At 37.7% G+C, this 16,477-nt stretch carries 11 protein-coding genes; 9 read left to right on the forward strand and 2 right to left on the reverse strand.

All coding sequences use genetic code 11. The features are described from left to right. The first annotated feature begins 377 nt into the window (after nucleotides 1-377). Genes MLD65_RS12045 through bioF form a run of 3 tightly spaced genes read left to right on the forward strand, consistent with a single transcriptional unit; the run spans nucleotide 378 to nucleotide 3,665 of the window. Nucleotides 378-1,142 carry a 6-carboxyhexanoate--CoA ligase gene (locus tag MLD65_RS12045; protein WP_243292115.1) on the forward strand — a complete coding sequence of 255 codons (765 nt, stop codon included), beginning with the start codon at nucleotides 378-380 and terminating at the stop codon, nucleotides 1,140-1,142. 2 nt (nucleotides 1,143-1,144) lie between these two features. After that, nucleotides 1,145-2,509 carry an adenosylmethionine--8-amino-7-oxononanoate transaminase gene (gene bioA, locus MLD65_RS12050; RefSeq protein ID WP_481748524.1) on the forward strand — a complete coding sequence of 455 codons (1,365 nt, stop codon included), beginning with the start codon at nucleotides 1,145-1,147 and terminating at the stop codon, nucleotides 2,507-2,509. Then, nucleotides 2,502-3,665: an 8-amino-7-oxononanoate synthase gene (gene bioF, locus MLD65_RS12055; RefSeq protein WP_243292149.1), complete on the forward strand. Its 1,164-nt coding sequence runs from the start codon at nucleotides 2,502-2,504 to the stop codon at nucleotides 3,663-3,665. Before bioA ends, bioF begins: the two co-directional genes overlap by 8 nt. 133 nt (nucleotides 3,666-3,798) lie before the next feature. On the opposite strand, the gene MLD65_RS12060 is transcribed toward bioF, so the two are convergent. Continuing rightward, a complete protein-coding gene (locus MLD65_RS12060) occupies nucleotides 3,799-4,734 on the reverse strand; it encodes an LCP family glycopolymer transferase (RefSeq protein WP_243292116.1) in 936 nt (311 codons plus the stop codon). Nucleotides 4,735-4,946: 212 nt separating this feature from the next. On the opposite strand from MLD65_RS12060, the gene MLD65_RS12065 reads away from it, so the two are divergent. Then, nucleotides 4,947-5,900: an L-lactate dehydrogenase gene (locus tag MLD65_RS12065; protein ID WP_243292117.1), complete on the forward strand. Its 954-nt coding sequence runs from the start codon at nucleotides 4,947-4,949 to the stop codon at nucleotides 5,898-5,900. 724 nt (nucleotides 5,901-6,624) lie between these two features. Next, nucleotides 6,625-7,857: a DUF418 domain-containing protein gene (locus MLD65_RS18305; protein ID WP_243292118.1), complete on the forward strand. Its 1,233-nt coding sequence runs from the start codon at nucleotides 6,625-6,627 to the stop codon at nucleotides 7,855-7,857. Between the two features lie 177 nt (nucleotides 7,858-8,034). Here MLD65_RS18305 and MLD65_RS12075 read toward each other — a convergent pair whose 3' ends face one another. After that, nucleotides 8,035-9,891 (reverse strand): acyltransferase family protein, encoded by a 1,857-nt coding sequence (locus tag MLD65_RS12075; RefSeq protein WP_243292119.1) that lies wholly within the window; start codon nucleotides 9,889-9,891, stop codon nucleotides 8,035-8,037. A gap of 353 nt (nucleotides 9,892-10,244) precedes the next feature. Between MLD65_RS12075 and MLD65_RS12080 the strand changes: the two genes are divergently transcribed. Genes MLD65_RS12080 through MLD65_RS12095 form a run of 4 tightly spaced genes read left to right on the forward strand, consistent with a single transcriptional unit; the run spans nucleotide 10,245 to nucleotide 16,458 of the window. Further along, nucleotides 10,245-12,065, forward strand: a complete 1,821-nt coding sequence (locus tag MLD65_RS12080) for an IucA/IucC family protein (RefSeq protein ID WP_243292120.1) — start codon at nucleotides 10,245-10,247, stop codon at nucleotides 12,063-12,065. Beyond that, nucleotides 12,062-14,023, forward strand: a complete 1,962-nt coding sequence (locus tag MLD65_RS12085; protein WP_243292121.1) for an IucA/IucC family protein — start codon at nucleotides 12,062-12,064, stop codon at nucleotides 14,021-14,023. Before MLD65_RS12080 ends, MLD65_RS12085 begins: the two co-directional genes overlap by 4 nt. Nucleotides 14,024-14,060: 37 nt before the next feature. Next, nucleotides 14,061-15,323 (forward strand): MFS transporter, encoded by a 1,263-nt coding sequence (locus tag MLD65_RS12090; protein ID WP_243292122.1) that lies wholly within the window; start codon nucleotides 14,061-14,063, stop codon nucleotides 15,321-15,323. Then, nucleotides 15,262-16,458 carry a type III PLP-dependent enzyme gene (locus MLD65_RS12095; RefSeq protein ID WP_243292123.1) on the forward strand — a complete coding sequence of 399 codons (1,197 nt, stop codon included), beginning with the start codon at nucleotides 15,262-15,264 and terminating at the stop codon, nucleotides 16,456-16,458. The genes MLD65_RS12090 and MLD65_RS12095 overlap by 62 nt, the downstream gene beginning before the upstream one ends. Nucleotides 16,459-16,477 lie beyond the last annotated feature (19 nt).

A 16,477-nucleotide genomic window follows, 5' to 3' on the forward strand; every position in this document is an offset into this window, starting at 1 on the left:
GAAAAAACCCCCCACTGAATGAAGTTTCACTTTATTATTACCCTCAACATTAAGGAGTGAAACTTAAAGTTCAAGTAATGGAAAGAATCCGCAAGTTATGAAAAACACCTCAATAAAAACAGATAGTGATGAAACACCTTGTAAATTCCCAAAAAAATATCACCCGATAAAAATATCCGGGTGATGAAGAATGGGGGAATACTTGGAATCTACTCCTATTATGTACAATAATTCCAAAAAACATACTGTATATAAAAGCTTTTTTTCTTTTACTGAATGAAAAATGCAATTTTTATTTGACAACAATTACAAATAGCTTCTAATATGTTAACTATAAAGTAGTTTTGGTTAACTTGAAGGGGCGTGAAGTTAAAGGGATGAGTACCAGTCGCTATTACAACATACGCATGCGTGCATCTGAAGGTGGTGCACATGAAGAAGGAGGGAAACATATTTCTGGCGGGGAAAAGCTTTCTTCTCATGAACAACTACAGGAAAATATTCAATACTTAGTCGATAAAGCCTTTTCCCACCCAAGAGGTACCCCAGACTTTTTTCAATTGAAGGTAGAAGAAATTCATGAACCCATTTCCTTCACTCCTCCTCTTCAACACGAACTACATAATGTTTCATCTATTTCGGAAGGACGCGAGCTTGCGAAAAAATTTCTTTCTCAATGTGGTATTGCGTCACATGTAATTGAAAAGAGTTTTCGCTATTTGCAGCAACATTTTCACGTTCGTGGCGCTATCATCATCGATAGTGAAACAGGAATACGTATCGATCCACGCGTTGATCGAGGTGTTCGCGTTTCAACATTTGATTGGCATGATGCTAGTTATAAAAAGTGGCTAAAGAAAACAGGACAACAAGACAATCCGCGAATGAAAGAGGCACTAGCCCTTTCATCGAAAATATGTTCACACGAAAAGACTGTTGCTGAAATTTGCTGGTCAGATGATCCCGATTATGTGACAGGATATATTGCAAGTCGCATATACGGTTATCAACGAATATCGCCTCTAAAAGAACATGGGGATGAACAAGGTGGAAGGATTTTGTTTGTGAAAGACATCGAGGAGATTGCAGCATTTATTCATTATTTAGAAAAAACACCTAAATGGATTGGATGGGAGGAATAGTCATGAATCTAGTCGAGAAAAGTCAAAAATATTTATGGTTACCGTTTACACAAATGAAAGATTATGATGAAAATCCGCTTATTATTGAAAGCGGTGAGGGGATTAAATTAAAGGATATTAACGGCAAAGAGTACTATGACGCGTTTTCATCGGTTTGGTTAAATGTACACGGGCATCGGAAAAAGGAGTTAAACGATGCAATTATTGCACAGTTAGAGCGAATTGCTCATTCAACGTTACTCGGAATGACGAACGTTCCAGCTACAGAGCTAGCAGAAAAATTGGTGAAAATTGCGCCAAAATCGTTAACGCGTGTGTTTTACTCTGATAGTGGCGCCGAAGCGATGGAAATTGCGTTAAAAATGGCGTACCAATATTGGCAAAACACCGGTCAAACGAAAAAGCAGAAGTTTATCTCCATTAAAAATGGGTATCACGGTGACACAATTGGTGCTGTTAGTGTAGGGGCAATTGAATTGTTCCATCAAGTGTACGGGCCGCTCATGTTCGAAAGCTATAAAGTACCTGTTCCGTACGTTTATCGCCATCCATCTGAAGATGCTTCTGTTTGCCGCGATGAATGCTTAAAAGAATTAGAGCAATTATTAGCTGAAAAGCATGAGGAAATAGCTGCTCTTTCTATTGAATCAATGATGCAAGGGGCAGGAGGCATGATCTTGATGCCGGAACGGTTTTTATCCGGTGTAAGAGAGCTTTGTACAAAATATAATGTATTAATGATTGTAGACGAAGTTGCGACAGGCTTTGGGCGTACAGGTAAAATGTTTGCTTGTGAACATGAAGCAATCGAACCTGATTTAATGGCGGCTGGAAAAGGGATTACAGGTGGGTATTTACCGATAGCGGTCACCTATGCCACGGAAAAAATATATGAAGCGTTTTATGGTGATTTCCATCAATTTAAAACCTTTTTCCACGGTCATTCTTATACTGGTAATCAGCTCGGCTGCGCAGTAGCTCTTGAAAACCTTCGTTTATTTGAACAAGACAAAATCGTTCAGCGTGTTGCTAAAAAGTCAACGTATGTAAGCGAGCTATTGGAAGAATTAAAAGAACTTCCACACGTTGGCGATATTCGACAAATTGGGTTTATGTGTGGAATTGAGCTCGTGTTAGATAAGGAAACGAAAGAACCATTTCCATTTAAACAGCGAGTCGGGTATAAAACAACGTTGAAAATGCGAGAGCTCGGACTATTAACAAGACCAATGGGCGATGTTCTCGTTTTTATGCCGCCGCTTGTAAGTACGAAGGAAGAGTTAAAAGAAATGCTCACTATTTATAAACAAGCCATTTTAGACGTTCCGGTAAAGGAGGCTAAGGCCCTTGCCGGTACACATGTATAATTGGTTAAAGGACGAATTAGATGAAATAAAGGAAAACGGATTGTATCGACAATTCAAAACGATCGAGTCAGCACCTTCTCCAACAGTCATCATCGATGGAAAAGAATATGTCATGGCCGCTTCTAATAATTATTTAAGTTTAGCAGAAGATGAAACATTAGTCGCGGCTGCGATTGATGCAATGAAACGATTTGGTGTTGGGAGTACAGGTTCAAGATTAACTACTGGAAATACAGTGCTACATGAACAACTTGAGCGGAAACTGGCAACGTTTAAGCAGGAAGAGGCTTGCTTATTATTTTCAAGTGGGTATTTAGCAAATGTTGGCGTCATTTCGAGCTTAGTAGAAAAGGGCGATTGTATTTTAAGTGATGAGCTTAATCATGCAAGTATCATCGATGGATGTCGGCTGAGTAGAGGGAAAACAATCGTATATAAACATATTGATTTAGCCGATTTAGAAGTGAAATTACAAGAAGCCAAACATTTTCGCCGTCGCTTTATCGTTACAGATGGAGTTTTTAGCATGGACGGAAATATTGCCCCGCTTCCTGAAATTGTTGCATTGGCCAAACGGTACGACGCTTTCGTCCTCGTCGATGATGCTCATGCAACAGGGGTACTCGGGGAAAATGGAAGGGGAACAAGTGAGTACTTCGGTGTACAAGTTGACGTAACGATGGGCACATTAAGTAAAGCAATTGGAGCGGAAGGAGGATTTGTAACAGGCTCTAAGTTGCTTATTGATTATTTACGAAACAAAGCGAGGTCTTTTATTTTTCAAACAAGTCTATCACCAGCTGTTGTCGCTGCTGCAACGAAAGCGATTGAGCGTATCGAAGAAGAACCTGAGAGAAGGGGAAATCTCCATCAGTTAGAAAGAATGCTCCGTTTTGAATTAAGAAAGCTCGGCTTTCGTGTATTAGGTGATGATACGCCAATCATTCCAGTCATAATTGGTGAGGCTAATGAGGCCGTTCGCTTTGCCCAACAATTGCTCGAGGCAGGCATTTATGCCCCTGCAATTCGTCCACCAACCGTCCAAGCAGGTATGAGTCGAATTCGCCTTACATTAATGGCGAACCACACAACTGAACAAATCGACTATATAATTTCAGCATTTGAGCGAATGGGGAAAGAATTAAATGTTATTTAGGGGCTGTCCGAAAAGGAGTATTTACGCCTTGAGTAGACCGAAAGAATGTTGATTTTACAGCATTCTTTCGGTCTTAATTTTGGAGTATTTTGTCCTTATATATCTTTTTTAGACAGCCCCTTACTGTTTATTATTATTCAATTATCTCAAGGTGGTTCTTTAATTGTTTTAGATATTTGGCTAACTCTTCTTCAGACATTATATAGTAGGAGGCGTTATCAATGTATTCGTTTGTTCCTTCTTCAAATTGGTATTCGTTAATCGTTTTAGCAGCCTTTTTATAATGCTTTTGAATATCCATCATTTCATCAAATGTTAAGCTTGTTTTGACGTTATCTCCGATTGCTTCAAAGATGTTATTAAAATTCCAAAGTGATGAGACACTTGCTCCTTTATCGATGATGGCAGAAATGACTTGCTTTTGACGCAGTTGACGTCCGAAATCCCCGCGTGGGTCCTCTTTTCGAATTCGTGAATAAATTAAGGCATTTTCCCCGTCTAACGATAACTCTCCTTCTGGAAAATGTGTTCCTTTATAATGTAAGTCCATGTCATTCATTACTGTGACGCCACCAACAGCATCGACAATGTCAACAAATCCTTCCATATTTACTTGAATATAATGATCAATAGGAATGTCTAATAAGTTCTCAACCGTTGCCATGGCCATTTTGACTCCACCGCGAGCGTAGGCATGATTTATTTTCTCCACTGTCCCATTTCCGACAATTTCAGTTCTTGTGTCACGGGGAATGCTTAACATATTGACCGATTGTTCTTTTTGGTTAACCGTCATTACGATCATCGTATCCGATCGTCCACGATCATTTTTCCGTTCATCGACTCCTAACAAAAGAATCGAAAAAGGTTCAGCTTCATTTAAAGAGACTTTCCCATCTCTTTTATCCGAAACATGGTCAACTCCTTCATGCATATTTTTTAATGCACCTGATAAGGAGTTGTAAACGGTAAAGGCGTACACGCCCCCTGCTAACAATAAAAATAATAATGTCCATAGAACAATTCGTAACCATTTGCGCTTTTTCTTATTTTGCCGATTTCTCCTCATCACTCAATCTCCTTTCATCTACATTGACGATTGAAATCAGGACAAGTTTCAGCAATTTTTGACAAATACAGTGTTATACAATATAAATGTTATAGTAGTTAACAAAGTTGACAATAATTTATTAAAAAAAGACTAGAGAGAACGATAAAAATCATTTAAAATTTAAATGTGAAAAGTTTCACAATGTGTAGTGTATGGAAGGATGATGAAAAATGGCAAAAGAACGCGTGAATCGAGTAGTCGTTATTGGAACGGGTTCTGTAGGATCAAGTTATGCGTTTGCTCTTATGAATCAAGGAATTGCGGATGAACTCGTTTTAATTGATCTCTATAAAGATAAAGCGATGGGTGACGTGATGGACTTAAACCACGGAAAAGTATTTGCACCACATCCGACGAATATTTGGTATGGGGATTATGAAGATTGCCGTGATGCAGACTTAGTTGTCATTTGTGCAGGGGCGAATCAAAAACCTGGAGAGACAAGACTAGAACTTGTTGATAAAAATATTAAAATTTTTAAATCCATTGTAGATTCAGTTATGAAAGCTCAATTTGACGGGATTTTTCTTGTGGCGACAAATCCAGTTGATATTTTAACATATGCGACGTGGAAATTTAGCGGTTTACCTAAAGAGCGAGTCATCGGCTCTGGTACGATTCTTGATACGGCAAGATTTCGTTTCTTATTAGGTGATTACTTCAAAGTTGCTCCAACCAATGTTCACGCTTATATTATTGGTGAACATGGAGATACGGAACTACCCGTTTGGAGTCATGCCGAAATTGGGAGCATTCCAGTGGAGCAATATGTCGAGCGTGATGAAACGTATAAAAAAGAAGAATTAAATCAAATCTTCACAAATGTTCGCGATGCAGCTTACCACATTATTGAGAAAAAAGGTGCCACGTATTATGGAATTGCGATGGGACTTGTCCGTATAACTCGCGCCATTTTGCATAATGAAAATGCTATCTTAACTGTCTCCGCTTATCTCGAAGGAGAATACGGAGAAAAGGATGTTTATATTGGTGTCCCTGCCATCATTAACCGCGGTGGTATTCGTGAAGTACTGGAAATTGAGTTGAATGAAGAAGAGAAACAACAATTCAAGCACAGTGCGAACGTTTTAAAAGAAATTTTAGCACCACATTTTAATATGTAAGTCCATTTTCATGATGGATTATAAAAAACTGGTTGAAAGAGTTTTGTTTCAACCAGTTTTTTACTGTTCTGGGTTTTCACGTCTAGTATAGAGGGGGGATTTTAGTTAGGTCGTGCAATTAAGCAAAAGTAGATGCAATTAAACTTATAAATGTGCAATTACAGCATCAAATATGCAATTAGTGTAAATCATATGCAATTATTTTGAGTTTCGTGCAATTAAAGGTGAAGTTCGTGCAAAAGTTGTCCAAACTGGTGCAATTCATTCTTAAACTCGTGCAATTATCCTCAATTAGTTCTCCACAATTTAAGAAAACTATTTTTGAGAGCGTTTTCGTATGAAAAAATGATGATTTTTTGCTTTTTTATCCGACTCTTAACGGGCAGTAAGACCCCCACCTCAAGATTCTGTAGTAAAGCAAAGAAGATCGGTGGGGGACAACTGCCCGTAAAGGTCCGAACATAAAGAACACAGACTAAGAGCGCCACGTCCTGTGGCCACGTCTGTGTAACCCACATCCTATGGGTCACAAGGGCCTTTAGGTCATCCCGTAGGGACTAACATTCAGTGGGGGATGAAAAAAACCCCCACTGAATGAAGTTAACAGATTTTCGAAACAATTCTTCTTCAACCCTGTGAAGGGCGACCCCAAGGAAAAAAGAGGGCATTCCAACAAAGTGAATATGGTAAAATGTAGAAAGGAAAATGTAGAAAGGAGTTTACCGTGGGAAAATTACAGCCTATTTTAAAGTCTGAACGATTAGAGGTCATTGATGTTATACGCGGGTTTGCCATTTTCGGGATATTACTTGTGAACATGGCTCAATTTAGTTATCCCTATATGTACATAATGTTTGTCGGGGAGCCTAATTTTATAACAGAAACTTGGAGCCGATTGGATCATTGGACGAGAGGGTTTTTAGATGTTTTCATTCAAGGAAAATTTATTACGATGTTTTCGTTTTTATTTGGCTTCGGTATGGTCATGATGTTAGAGCGGGCAAAGGAGAAAGGGGAAAAGTTTGTACCCCTTTATGCTCGAAGACTACTTGCATTACTAGTTTTCGGTGTTTTCCATGCATTTTTCATTTGGGATGGCGATATTTTAATGGATTATGCAATTCTTGGATTTATTTTATTACTTTTCCGTAATTGTAAGCCAAAGACGCTTATCATTTGGGCTATTTCGCTATTTTCTTTATATGCACTACCTTTATTGGCAGCTGGTATATTTTCCATGACACAGCCAGATGCACTTGATATGTTTTACGACCGCTCTTTTCAACATGAAATGAATGAAAAGGCAAAAAATGCGTATGAAAATTACCAAAATGGAACGTTCGTGGAAGTCTTTAAGCAGCGCATTCATGACCGCCTCTATTACATGGAAGCATTAGGGATGTGGCCTTTCAATCCGCTTTTTTATGGTTTTTCGATGATTCCATACTTTAGCATGTTTCTGCTTGGAGCAGCATTTAGTAAGCTGAAAATTTTTTATGACGTAAAAAAACATAATATACTCATTAAACGAATTTGGTGGATGGGTCTCCTTGTAGGCCTTCCTCTAAATAGTTTAGCAGCTTACGAGACATCTTTTTTAATGATTGGTGCACCATTTCTTATGCTGTTTTATGTGATGTCGATGACTTTATGTATGCAGCGGCCGACATGGCAAAATCGATGTAAAAAGGTGGCGGCGGTAGGGAGAACCGCTTTCTCGAATTATATTTTACAATCAATTGTTTGTACATTGCTATTTTACAGTTATGGGCTCGGGCTTTATGGGAAAGTAAATCCGTTTGTTGGACTATGGATTTCTGTTGCGATTTTTGCTATGCAAATGGCCGTCAGTACATGGTGGTTAAAGAAATATCGGATGGGACCACTCGAATGGGTATGGCGTACGATGACGTACGGGCGTGTACAACGATTAAAACGAGTAGAAGAAATGAACTGACACGTATGCTAGGTGTCAGTTTTCTATCGTTGGCTGAATCCTTCTCAAAAACTAGTACCTCCCAAATAATAAAAAAATCCCCAAAAAGAAGGGGATTCGGCCAATTAATAAGGTCCTTTTCCTACCGATTTATTAGTGGTTTCCTATCAGTGCTAAGGAGCATATAGGCGGTTTAAATCATTTAGTTATGGATTTTTTTATAAGGGATGTTAAAGCTTCTATTCCTGCCGGTGTTAAATGAACACCGTCTCTACCAAAATATTCTGGATGATTAATAGCTTGTGAATACCAATCAATTAAAGTCACATTTTCATTTTCTTCTGCTTTTTGTTCTAACGCTCTATTCACTTTCTTTTCCCATGGTCGAGGTACACGTGTATTCACTAAATAAATTTGTGCTTTAGAGAAAGAGCTAAGTAATGTATCGATCTGACTATTCGTGAAATAACCATTTGTTCCTAACTCAATAATAACGGCATTATCCGAGTGATTAAATGATGCATAACTAGGTGCTAATTGAACGGCTTGCCTTACTTGTCTTCCAACTTTTCCATCAATCGTGATGTCAGGGTGGATGTCTTGGAGCTTTGTGCCGATATCAAGCATAACCGAATCACCAATAGCAAGTATTTTTTCAAAAGAGTTATTTGTATTCATTGTACTTTCTTGATCGGTTTCACTGTCATGTTCTTTTCCCTTGTCTTCATTAGAAACTTTATTGCTTTCCTCATTGGAAGGAGAATCTTTTAAGACAGAAGTCTTCTCTTTAGAGCTAATTTTTATTTCTGTTACAGGAGAATTTGCTTTTTTTTCTTCAACTAAACCTGCCATGCCGAAGTTAAATACGAGTAACATCAGAAAAGTTATAGTAGTTAATACTCTTTTAGGGATAGTTAACTTTTTCCAATTTAGAAGTGCGTTTAATAAATACTTTTGGACAAATGGTTTAAATCCATTTTTTCGTATAGGCATTTCGACATAACGATAAGACCATTCAGCAATGACTAACGTTACACTTAGTTGTAAGAAGACACGCCAGTAAACGGGACTGCCAATTTCTTGAACAGGCGTACTTAAAACTATGACAGGATAGTGCCAAAGATATATTCCGTAAGATCTTGTACCAATCCAACGAAGAGGTTTAAATGAGAGCATGCGTCCTAACAAACTGCTTGGATGACTGACACATGCTACAAGAACGGTGGAGTTTAGGCATATGAGTAAAAGCCCTCCTCTGTAAAGAAATGTTTGATATTGATCGATAAATACTACACAAACTATAAAAATACTGAAGGTAATCATCGTTGTTACATTCAGCATTTTTTCCATATGTGATGGAAGTTTTTTTGAGCTGAGTCTGTTCATTGGCCAAACAAGAGCTAAGCAACAACCTAAAAGCAAACAAAAAGAACGTGTATCAGTCCCGTAGTAAACACGACTAGGATCTCCTCCTGGTTCATAAAATAGCCCCATTAAAAGTGCGGAACATAATGCTCCTATAAAGATAACAATTGAAAACTTGAATCGTTTTTTACATATAAAAAGGCCAACGGTTAAAACGAGTGGCCAAATGATATAAAACTGTTCTTCAATAGCTAAAGACCATAAATTTTTTAAAGGTGAAGGAGAACCAAAGCTATCAAAATATGAAACTTCATGAAAGATAAACCACCAATTGCTTATATAGAAAAGAGAAGATAAGGCATCTCCGCGGATTGTTGTTAATAGTTCTTGTTTAAACAAGATAACCCATACGACTGTCACTATAATCATTACATAGGCAGCTGGAAGTAAACGTCTAAAACGTTTCATCCAAAATTCTCGTAAATTGATCTTTTGTTTATTTTCAAACGAGGATAAAAGTATAGACGTAATTAAATACCCGGATAGAATAAAGAAAATGTCTACACCTAGAAAACCTCCCTTAGCCCAGTAGAAGTTAAAGTGGTAAGCAATAACGGACAGGACAGCAATAGCTCTAAGTCCATCAAGTCCATAAACGTAACGATGGTTTTGCTTCTGCTTCTCTAACATTATTATTCCTCCAACTACTTGTACAACTCTTTGATAATACTTCTATAAATTTAAATGACTATTTGTATGTACATGAGCAAAGTAATCATGAAAAAGAATAGCATGGAAGATGTAGAGAGAGGTTACAGAATGTTAACATCTCCTTTCCCCCTTTTTAAGACCTCAATTTTTCTCATAATGAATGCTCCTTTAAATTATCAAACGACATAAATAGGAGATAAGCCATGTAAATGAAAATGGATAAATAAAACAAAAGGTCTAATTTTTCCTCCCCCTATTGATAATAGTTTTCAATTAGAATAAAATAAGCTTTATGATATTGATAATCATTATCATCATAAGGAGGGGAAATAGTGACAGTCAATATAAATTTTATTAAAGAAAGTCAAAAAGGAATTATGAATCGGTTACTTGAGTGTTTGTATCGTGAGAGATTATTGGATCTCACTCTGATTGAACCACTAAAGTTAAAAAGCTCATTGTCAACAGGAGCTGAATTAACCGTAAAATTACAGCGAACCTATCAACTAAATCGGTTTGATCTTCGAGAAGTAATATGGAAGGAAGAAAGTAAAGAAAAGAAAATTACAGACCCTCTGACCTTATTAACATTGTTGCAAAGAGAAGCTGTATTCCCTGAAGAAAGTTATCAAACGCTTTTCAAAGAGGTTGAAAATAGTGTTCAAAACTATGCCTTGTCTCTTCAAACTTTTCAAAGTCGTGTAAACGAAATCAATAAAGGGACACATCATAATTCGATCGATTGGTGCTTACAGCAAGTACAAGAAAATAATGATTTTAGTCCACTAGCTTTTTTTGAACAACTCATTGTACATGGTCATACGCTTCATCCGTGTACGAAAACGAAGCTCGGTTTTTCCAAAGAAGAGGTTGTTCGTTACTCACCTGAGTGTGGTGGTGAACCTTCTATTTCTTTTGTGGCTGTAAAACGTGATAGTACACATGTTACATCAATAGAAGGAGAACGATTTTCCGATTTGGTGTATCAAGAATTTCCACATCTACAAGCATTGGTGAGAAAAGAGTTGCTAGAGAAGGGGCTCATTCCGGATGATTATGAGATTATTCCCGTTCACCCGTGGCAGCTCGAACATACACTGCCAACGATGTATGAGGAGCCGATAAAAAAAGGAGAGCTAGTCATCCTTTCTGAAAAGCGAGAAACTTATGCATTAGCCTCTTTACGGACGTTATTAGCAAAGAAGTCGGGAAGACAAGCTTTATTTCATATCAAAACGGCAATAAATGTTCAAGCGACGAGTGCGATTCGAACTGTATCTCCTCCTTCAACGATTCACGGACCGAAGCTATCAACATTGTTTACAACTATTTTACAAAAAGAAAAAGCGGTAGCTAAGAAGCTCAGTTTATTAAAGGAATACAGTGGTATCCATTATCGATCTAAAGGAGAAACAGATGAGAAAGCATATGAGCTAGGAAAAAATTTAGCCGCGATTATTCGTCAAAATCCGGAAGAGCTTGTATCATTTGAATCTCAAGAAATGGCAATTCCAGCTGTCTCCTTAATTTCAGATTCACCATTTTCTAACAAACCTGTTCTATTAGATGTTTTAAACACGTTTAAAAAAGAACACGAAATAGCGTCAGATAAAGAAGCTGTCATCACTTTTATGAAGGAATATGTAGCATTATGTTTTTCAACGCTTATTCCATTTATGACGAAGTATGGTGTAAGCTTTGAAGCACACTTGCAAAATAGTATTCCTGTGTTTCAACATGGGAAGCCTGTTCGGCTTATCATCCGGGATTACGGCGGAATTAAACTATACAATAAACGGCTGGAGAAACAAGGCTTGTCTATTGAACTAGAGAAAGGATCACATCTTAAGGCAACCGAACTTGACGAGTTGTACGAAACGTTCTCTCATGCCGTCATTCAAAATCATCTTGGTGAATTGATTATTTGTCTTGTCAAGCATCTTCCTATAAAGGAACAAGAACTATGGGAAATCGTTCAAATGGAGTGGATGAACACATTTGATCATTTGAAGCAACCTCAAGATCAAGAAATGATACGAAAGCCATTTATTTCGTTAAAAAGCTTAGTAAAAATGAGGCTTTACAACTCCATTGAAAATGAGTTTGTTGCAGTGAACAATCCGCTTTGGAAAATGAAGGAGGGAATCCATTGAGCATTCACCTTGTCATAAATAGTCGCTTAAATATTGAACCGTACTTAGAGTATGAACAATCTTGTCTGCGTTATATGGAAAAAGAGGAAAAAGAACATTTCTATACATTTCAAAAGCAATTAGAGCACGGAAAGCGAACCATTCTTTATCGGCTTCTTGAGTCTTTTTTGCGAGAAGATATTCTTCATTTTCGAAGTAATAGTTTTGAAATACAGCGAATTGGAAATGTTTTTGTTGTGAATGATCCAGAATTTTCTTATCAATGGGAGCAAGTAAGCCGTATTTTAGCACATGTTTCAATCGAAGAAGGAAAGAAATATTTATTTTTACCGGTGTCTGATAACTGTTTTTACTTAATTCCATTCAGCACCAAGCATGCATTTTATCGCTATCAATTAGAGGGTGACGTACTGTTTTATCGTGGGGAAGAAAGAGTGATACCGGACTGTGTACAGTTGTTTAACAGTTTATTTGAAAGCTTTCCCCGCATACATGAAGAACAGAGAAATTGGGAAAAACTACTGAATGAACTCATGAACGGAAGTGTTAACTTAGCCCTTTCGTATACGTTTTTTGAAAAAAAGAAATCGTTGGACAATAGGAAAGAGGATGGAATGTCCCCTATACAAATGGGCTTATATTTTGAGCAATTGTGTACAGAAGGGCATCATCTGCATCCTGGAACGAAAACGAAAATGGGAATGGAAGTTGAGGACGTTGTACGATATGCTCCTGAATTAAATGGAGAAGTAGATATAAAGTTTGTTGCCGTAAAAAAGGATTGTATTGCAAAAAACACGATAAACGGAGAAGACTCAAATGAAATATTAATGAAACAATTTCCATCCCTTCACAACGAGCGAATTCAAAAGCTTATACAAAATGAATATGCCCTTATTCCAGTCCATTCTTGGCAATTTGACCACGTTTTATTTGATTTGTATGAACAAGAAATAAAAGATGGAACCATCGTGCCACTTAAAGATTTTTCGATTCCATCTAAAGCGACGACGTCATTTCGGACGGTAGTCCCAGATGATGAGGATTTATTTGTAAAATTAGCGGTACATAGTCAGATGACTTCGACAACGCGTTCCATATCGATTCAAACAGCGATGAATGGCCCCGTTGTTTCGAGACTGATTCAAACTATTTTGGGACGTGAAAAATGGTTGGCATCCACTTTTATACCAATTCATGAAACATTCGGAATTGGATTTTTATCCAATGATCGAGTAAAAAGCCGGAATTTAACGGCGATGATACGTGAGGGAATTTCGAAGTACGTTAAGCAAGGGGAAATACCTGTTCCGGCTTCGTCCTTTCATAGTGTTACAGTTACAACAGAAAAGCGTCTATTAGAGGATCTTTTTGATGAATATTGTAAAAATCAATCATTGACTTCCAAGGAAGCGGCTGAATCTTTTATTTATGATTATTGCCAAATTACATTACCGGGATATTTGACGTTTATGGTGAAATACGGAATCGGAGTAGAGGGTCATCTGCAAAATTCGGTCGTCGTGTTTCAAGATGGAAAGCCAGTGAAGTTGCTTTTTCGAGATTGGGGAGGCTCCCGGATTTATAAGGAGCGCTTAGAAAAGCAAGGAATAACTTTTCAATTGTATCCTCATTCAGTCTCAGAGACAGATGATGTGATCGAAATGTTTAATAAAATGCACTATACCGTTTTTCAAAGTCATATTGGGGAAGTCATTCGCCTCATTAGCTCATATGCAAAAGTTTGTGAGAAAAAATGCTGGAACATTGTAAAGGCTGTTTGTGAACGTGTATTGCAAAACTTACAAGCGCAAGAAGGAGTGAGGAAAAACGTATCGCATGACCGTAAGTATTTATTTGCTCAAACGGTCGATCATAAAGCGTTAACGAAAATGAGACTTTATGAAGATCATCCTGGTTATTTATATGTAAAAGTACCCAATCCACTCCATGAATAGCAAAGGTTTTTGCCTTAAATAGAGGATGATGATAACGATGAAACGATTTCGTAATAAAAACTCTTATAAGCCGTTTTTAATCTCTAGCTTTTTTAGTCGTTTCGGAGAATGGATGGATTTTACCGTTTTAAATTGGGTTATATTAGAAGCGACAAAATCACCGGCAGCAATTGGTGTGCTTAATGCATGCCGGTTAATCCCGATTTTTCTTTTTAGCCTGTTAGGCGGGATACTGTCTGATCGATACTCCAATAAGAAGATATTGCAATGGAGTCAAATCGGTTTGTCTCTTTTAACGGCTACGTTTATTTTTATCTACAATGCCCATTTTTCTTTCTTCTTACTTGTTGTGATTGTTTTCTTGCGCAGCGTTATTTTAGCTGTTGAAACACCTGTTCGAAATACGTTTATTGCAAGCCTTACTGAGAAAAAACAGTTAGCGAGTGCGATTTCCATGCACACATCAATTATTCATATTTCTCGATTAATTGGACCAGCTCTGGCAGGATTTTTGCTTGTCTCGGTTCATGAAAATGTTTTGTTTATTATCTATATTGTTTTGTTATTATTATCAGCCGTTTGTCTGATTCGTTTGCCGGAGGGGATAGGCCAGAAAAAGACTAAAACAGCTAAGAAGAGCTCGATGAAAGAAGTCTTTTCTTTTATCAAACAAGATCGTCCTCTTCAAGGATTGTTGTTTTTATCAATCGTTCCGATGCTGTTCGGATTTCCATACTCATCATTGCTTCCAATTTTTGTTCAACAATTGATGAACTTAGGGCCCGATCAATTTGGGGTGATGCTTTCCTTTTCATCCGTTGGAGCGTTTCTTTCAACGGTTATTATGTCTATGAATTGGATAAAGGTAACGGCCACAAAAATGATCGGTGCCTGTCTATTATTTAGTTTTATGTTAATGATTTTTATCGTGAGCTCATCTCATGTTTTGGTTGTATGGTGTTTACTCTTTTTCATCGGTTTTTTTGGACAAGCTTACCGAACATCTAATCGCATCTTACTTCAATACTATGTTCCAGACGAGATGAGAGGGAGAGTTTTAAGCATAGCGTTAATGGATCGCGGATTTATTTCATTAGGTGTCCTTTTATTTAGCTTTATTGCGGAATGGAGCGTGTATGGATCTGGAATTTTGATGGGAATGTGTTGTTTTATTTTTTCATTGATTATTTTTGTCTTAAATCGTGATGCGTTTGCGGGATTATCGAAAGGAGAAGAAGATGATACAAGAGGAGAAGTTATACGTCGAAGACATCATTTTAAAATCGAAAAAACGACATGAACCATTCTGTGCGTATGTGTATGATTTAAAGCAATTATCAAGTCATGTTCAACATTTAAAGCGTTCATTACCGAAGCAATGTGCATTATTTTATGCGATGAAAGCCAATCCCGACAAAGAAATCTTACAAACGCTCGAGCCATTCGTTGATGGGTTTGAGTTGGCTTCACTTGGGGAAGTATCGAAGGTTAACGAGTTATGCTTGAACAAGCCAAAGGTGCTAAGTGGACCGGTGAAAACAGACGAGACGTTGCGTAAAGCGATTATAAGTGGTGTTTGTGTCATTCATGTTGAAAGTGAATGGGAACTAAATCGAATAGCTCTTATAACGGAAGAACTTCAACAAGAGGTACAAATTGCTTTACGCGTAAACTTACAACTAGCGATAGCAGGTGCCCGTTTGACGATGGCGGGAAAAGCAACACAGTTTGGAGTAGATGAACAAGACGTACCGAGACTCATTCACAATGTTAAGGGTTGTCGTTTCATCCAACTAGTCGGTTTTCATTTTCATTCCGTCTCCAATAATTTAGATGCTGTGGCACATGCTCAATTTGTATCTCATTGTTTCCAAAAAGTAAACGAATGGGAAAACAAGTTTGATTTGAATGTTACCTATATTAATGTAGGTGGGGGTGTTGGGATTCATTATGAAGAACACGACTCGCCGTTTGATTGGTCGTTATTTACTTCTCAAGTTCAGCGTGTAATAAACAAAGAGGCTCATCCGTCTTGGAAAATCGTCTTCGAACTTGGCCGTTACATGGTAGCCGAATGTGGATATTATGTGAGTGAAGTAATGGATGTTAAGGTAAACCACGGAGAATCATTTGTTCTCATTCGTGGTGGATCTCATCATTTGCGTTTGCCAGCAGCATGGAAGATGAGTCATCCTTTTGAAGTGATTCCGGTCAACCAGTGGTCTTATCCAAGTTCACGTCCAGCTTTACAGGACAGGCACGTGACGATAGCGGGAGAATTGTGTACACCAAATGACGTTTTAGCTCGCAACGTATATTGCAAACAAGTGCGAGTTGGTGACCTCATCAAATTTAAGATGGCAGGAGCTTATGCATGGACGATTTCCCACCATGATTTTTTAAGTCATTCCCATCCGGAATTTTTGTACATTTAAAAAGAAAGTGCTGTGCGAA

The sequence above is a fragment of the Bacillus sp. FJAT-47783 genome, assembly GCF_022808615.1.
GTDB lineage: Bacteria > Bacillota > Bacilli > Bacillales > Aeribacillaceae > Bacillus_BZ.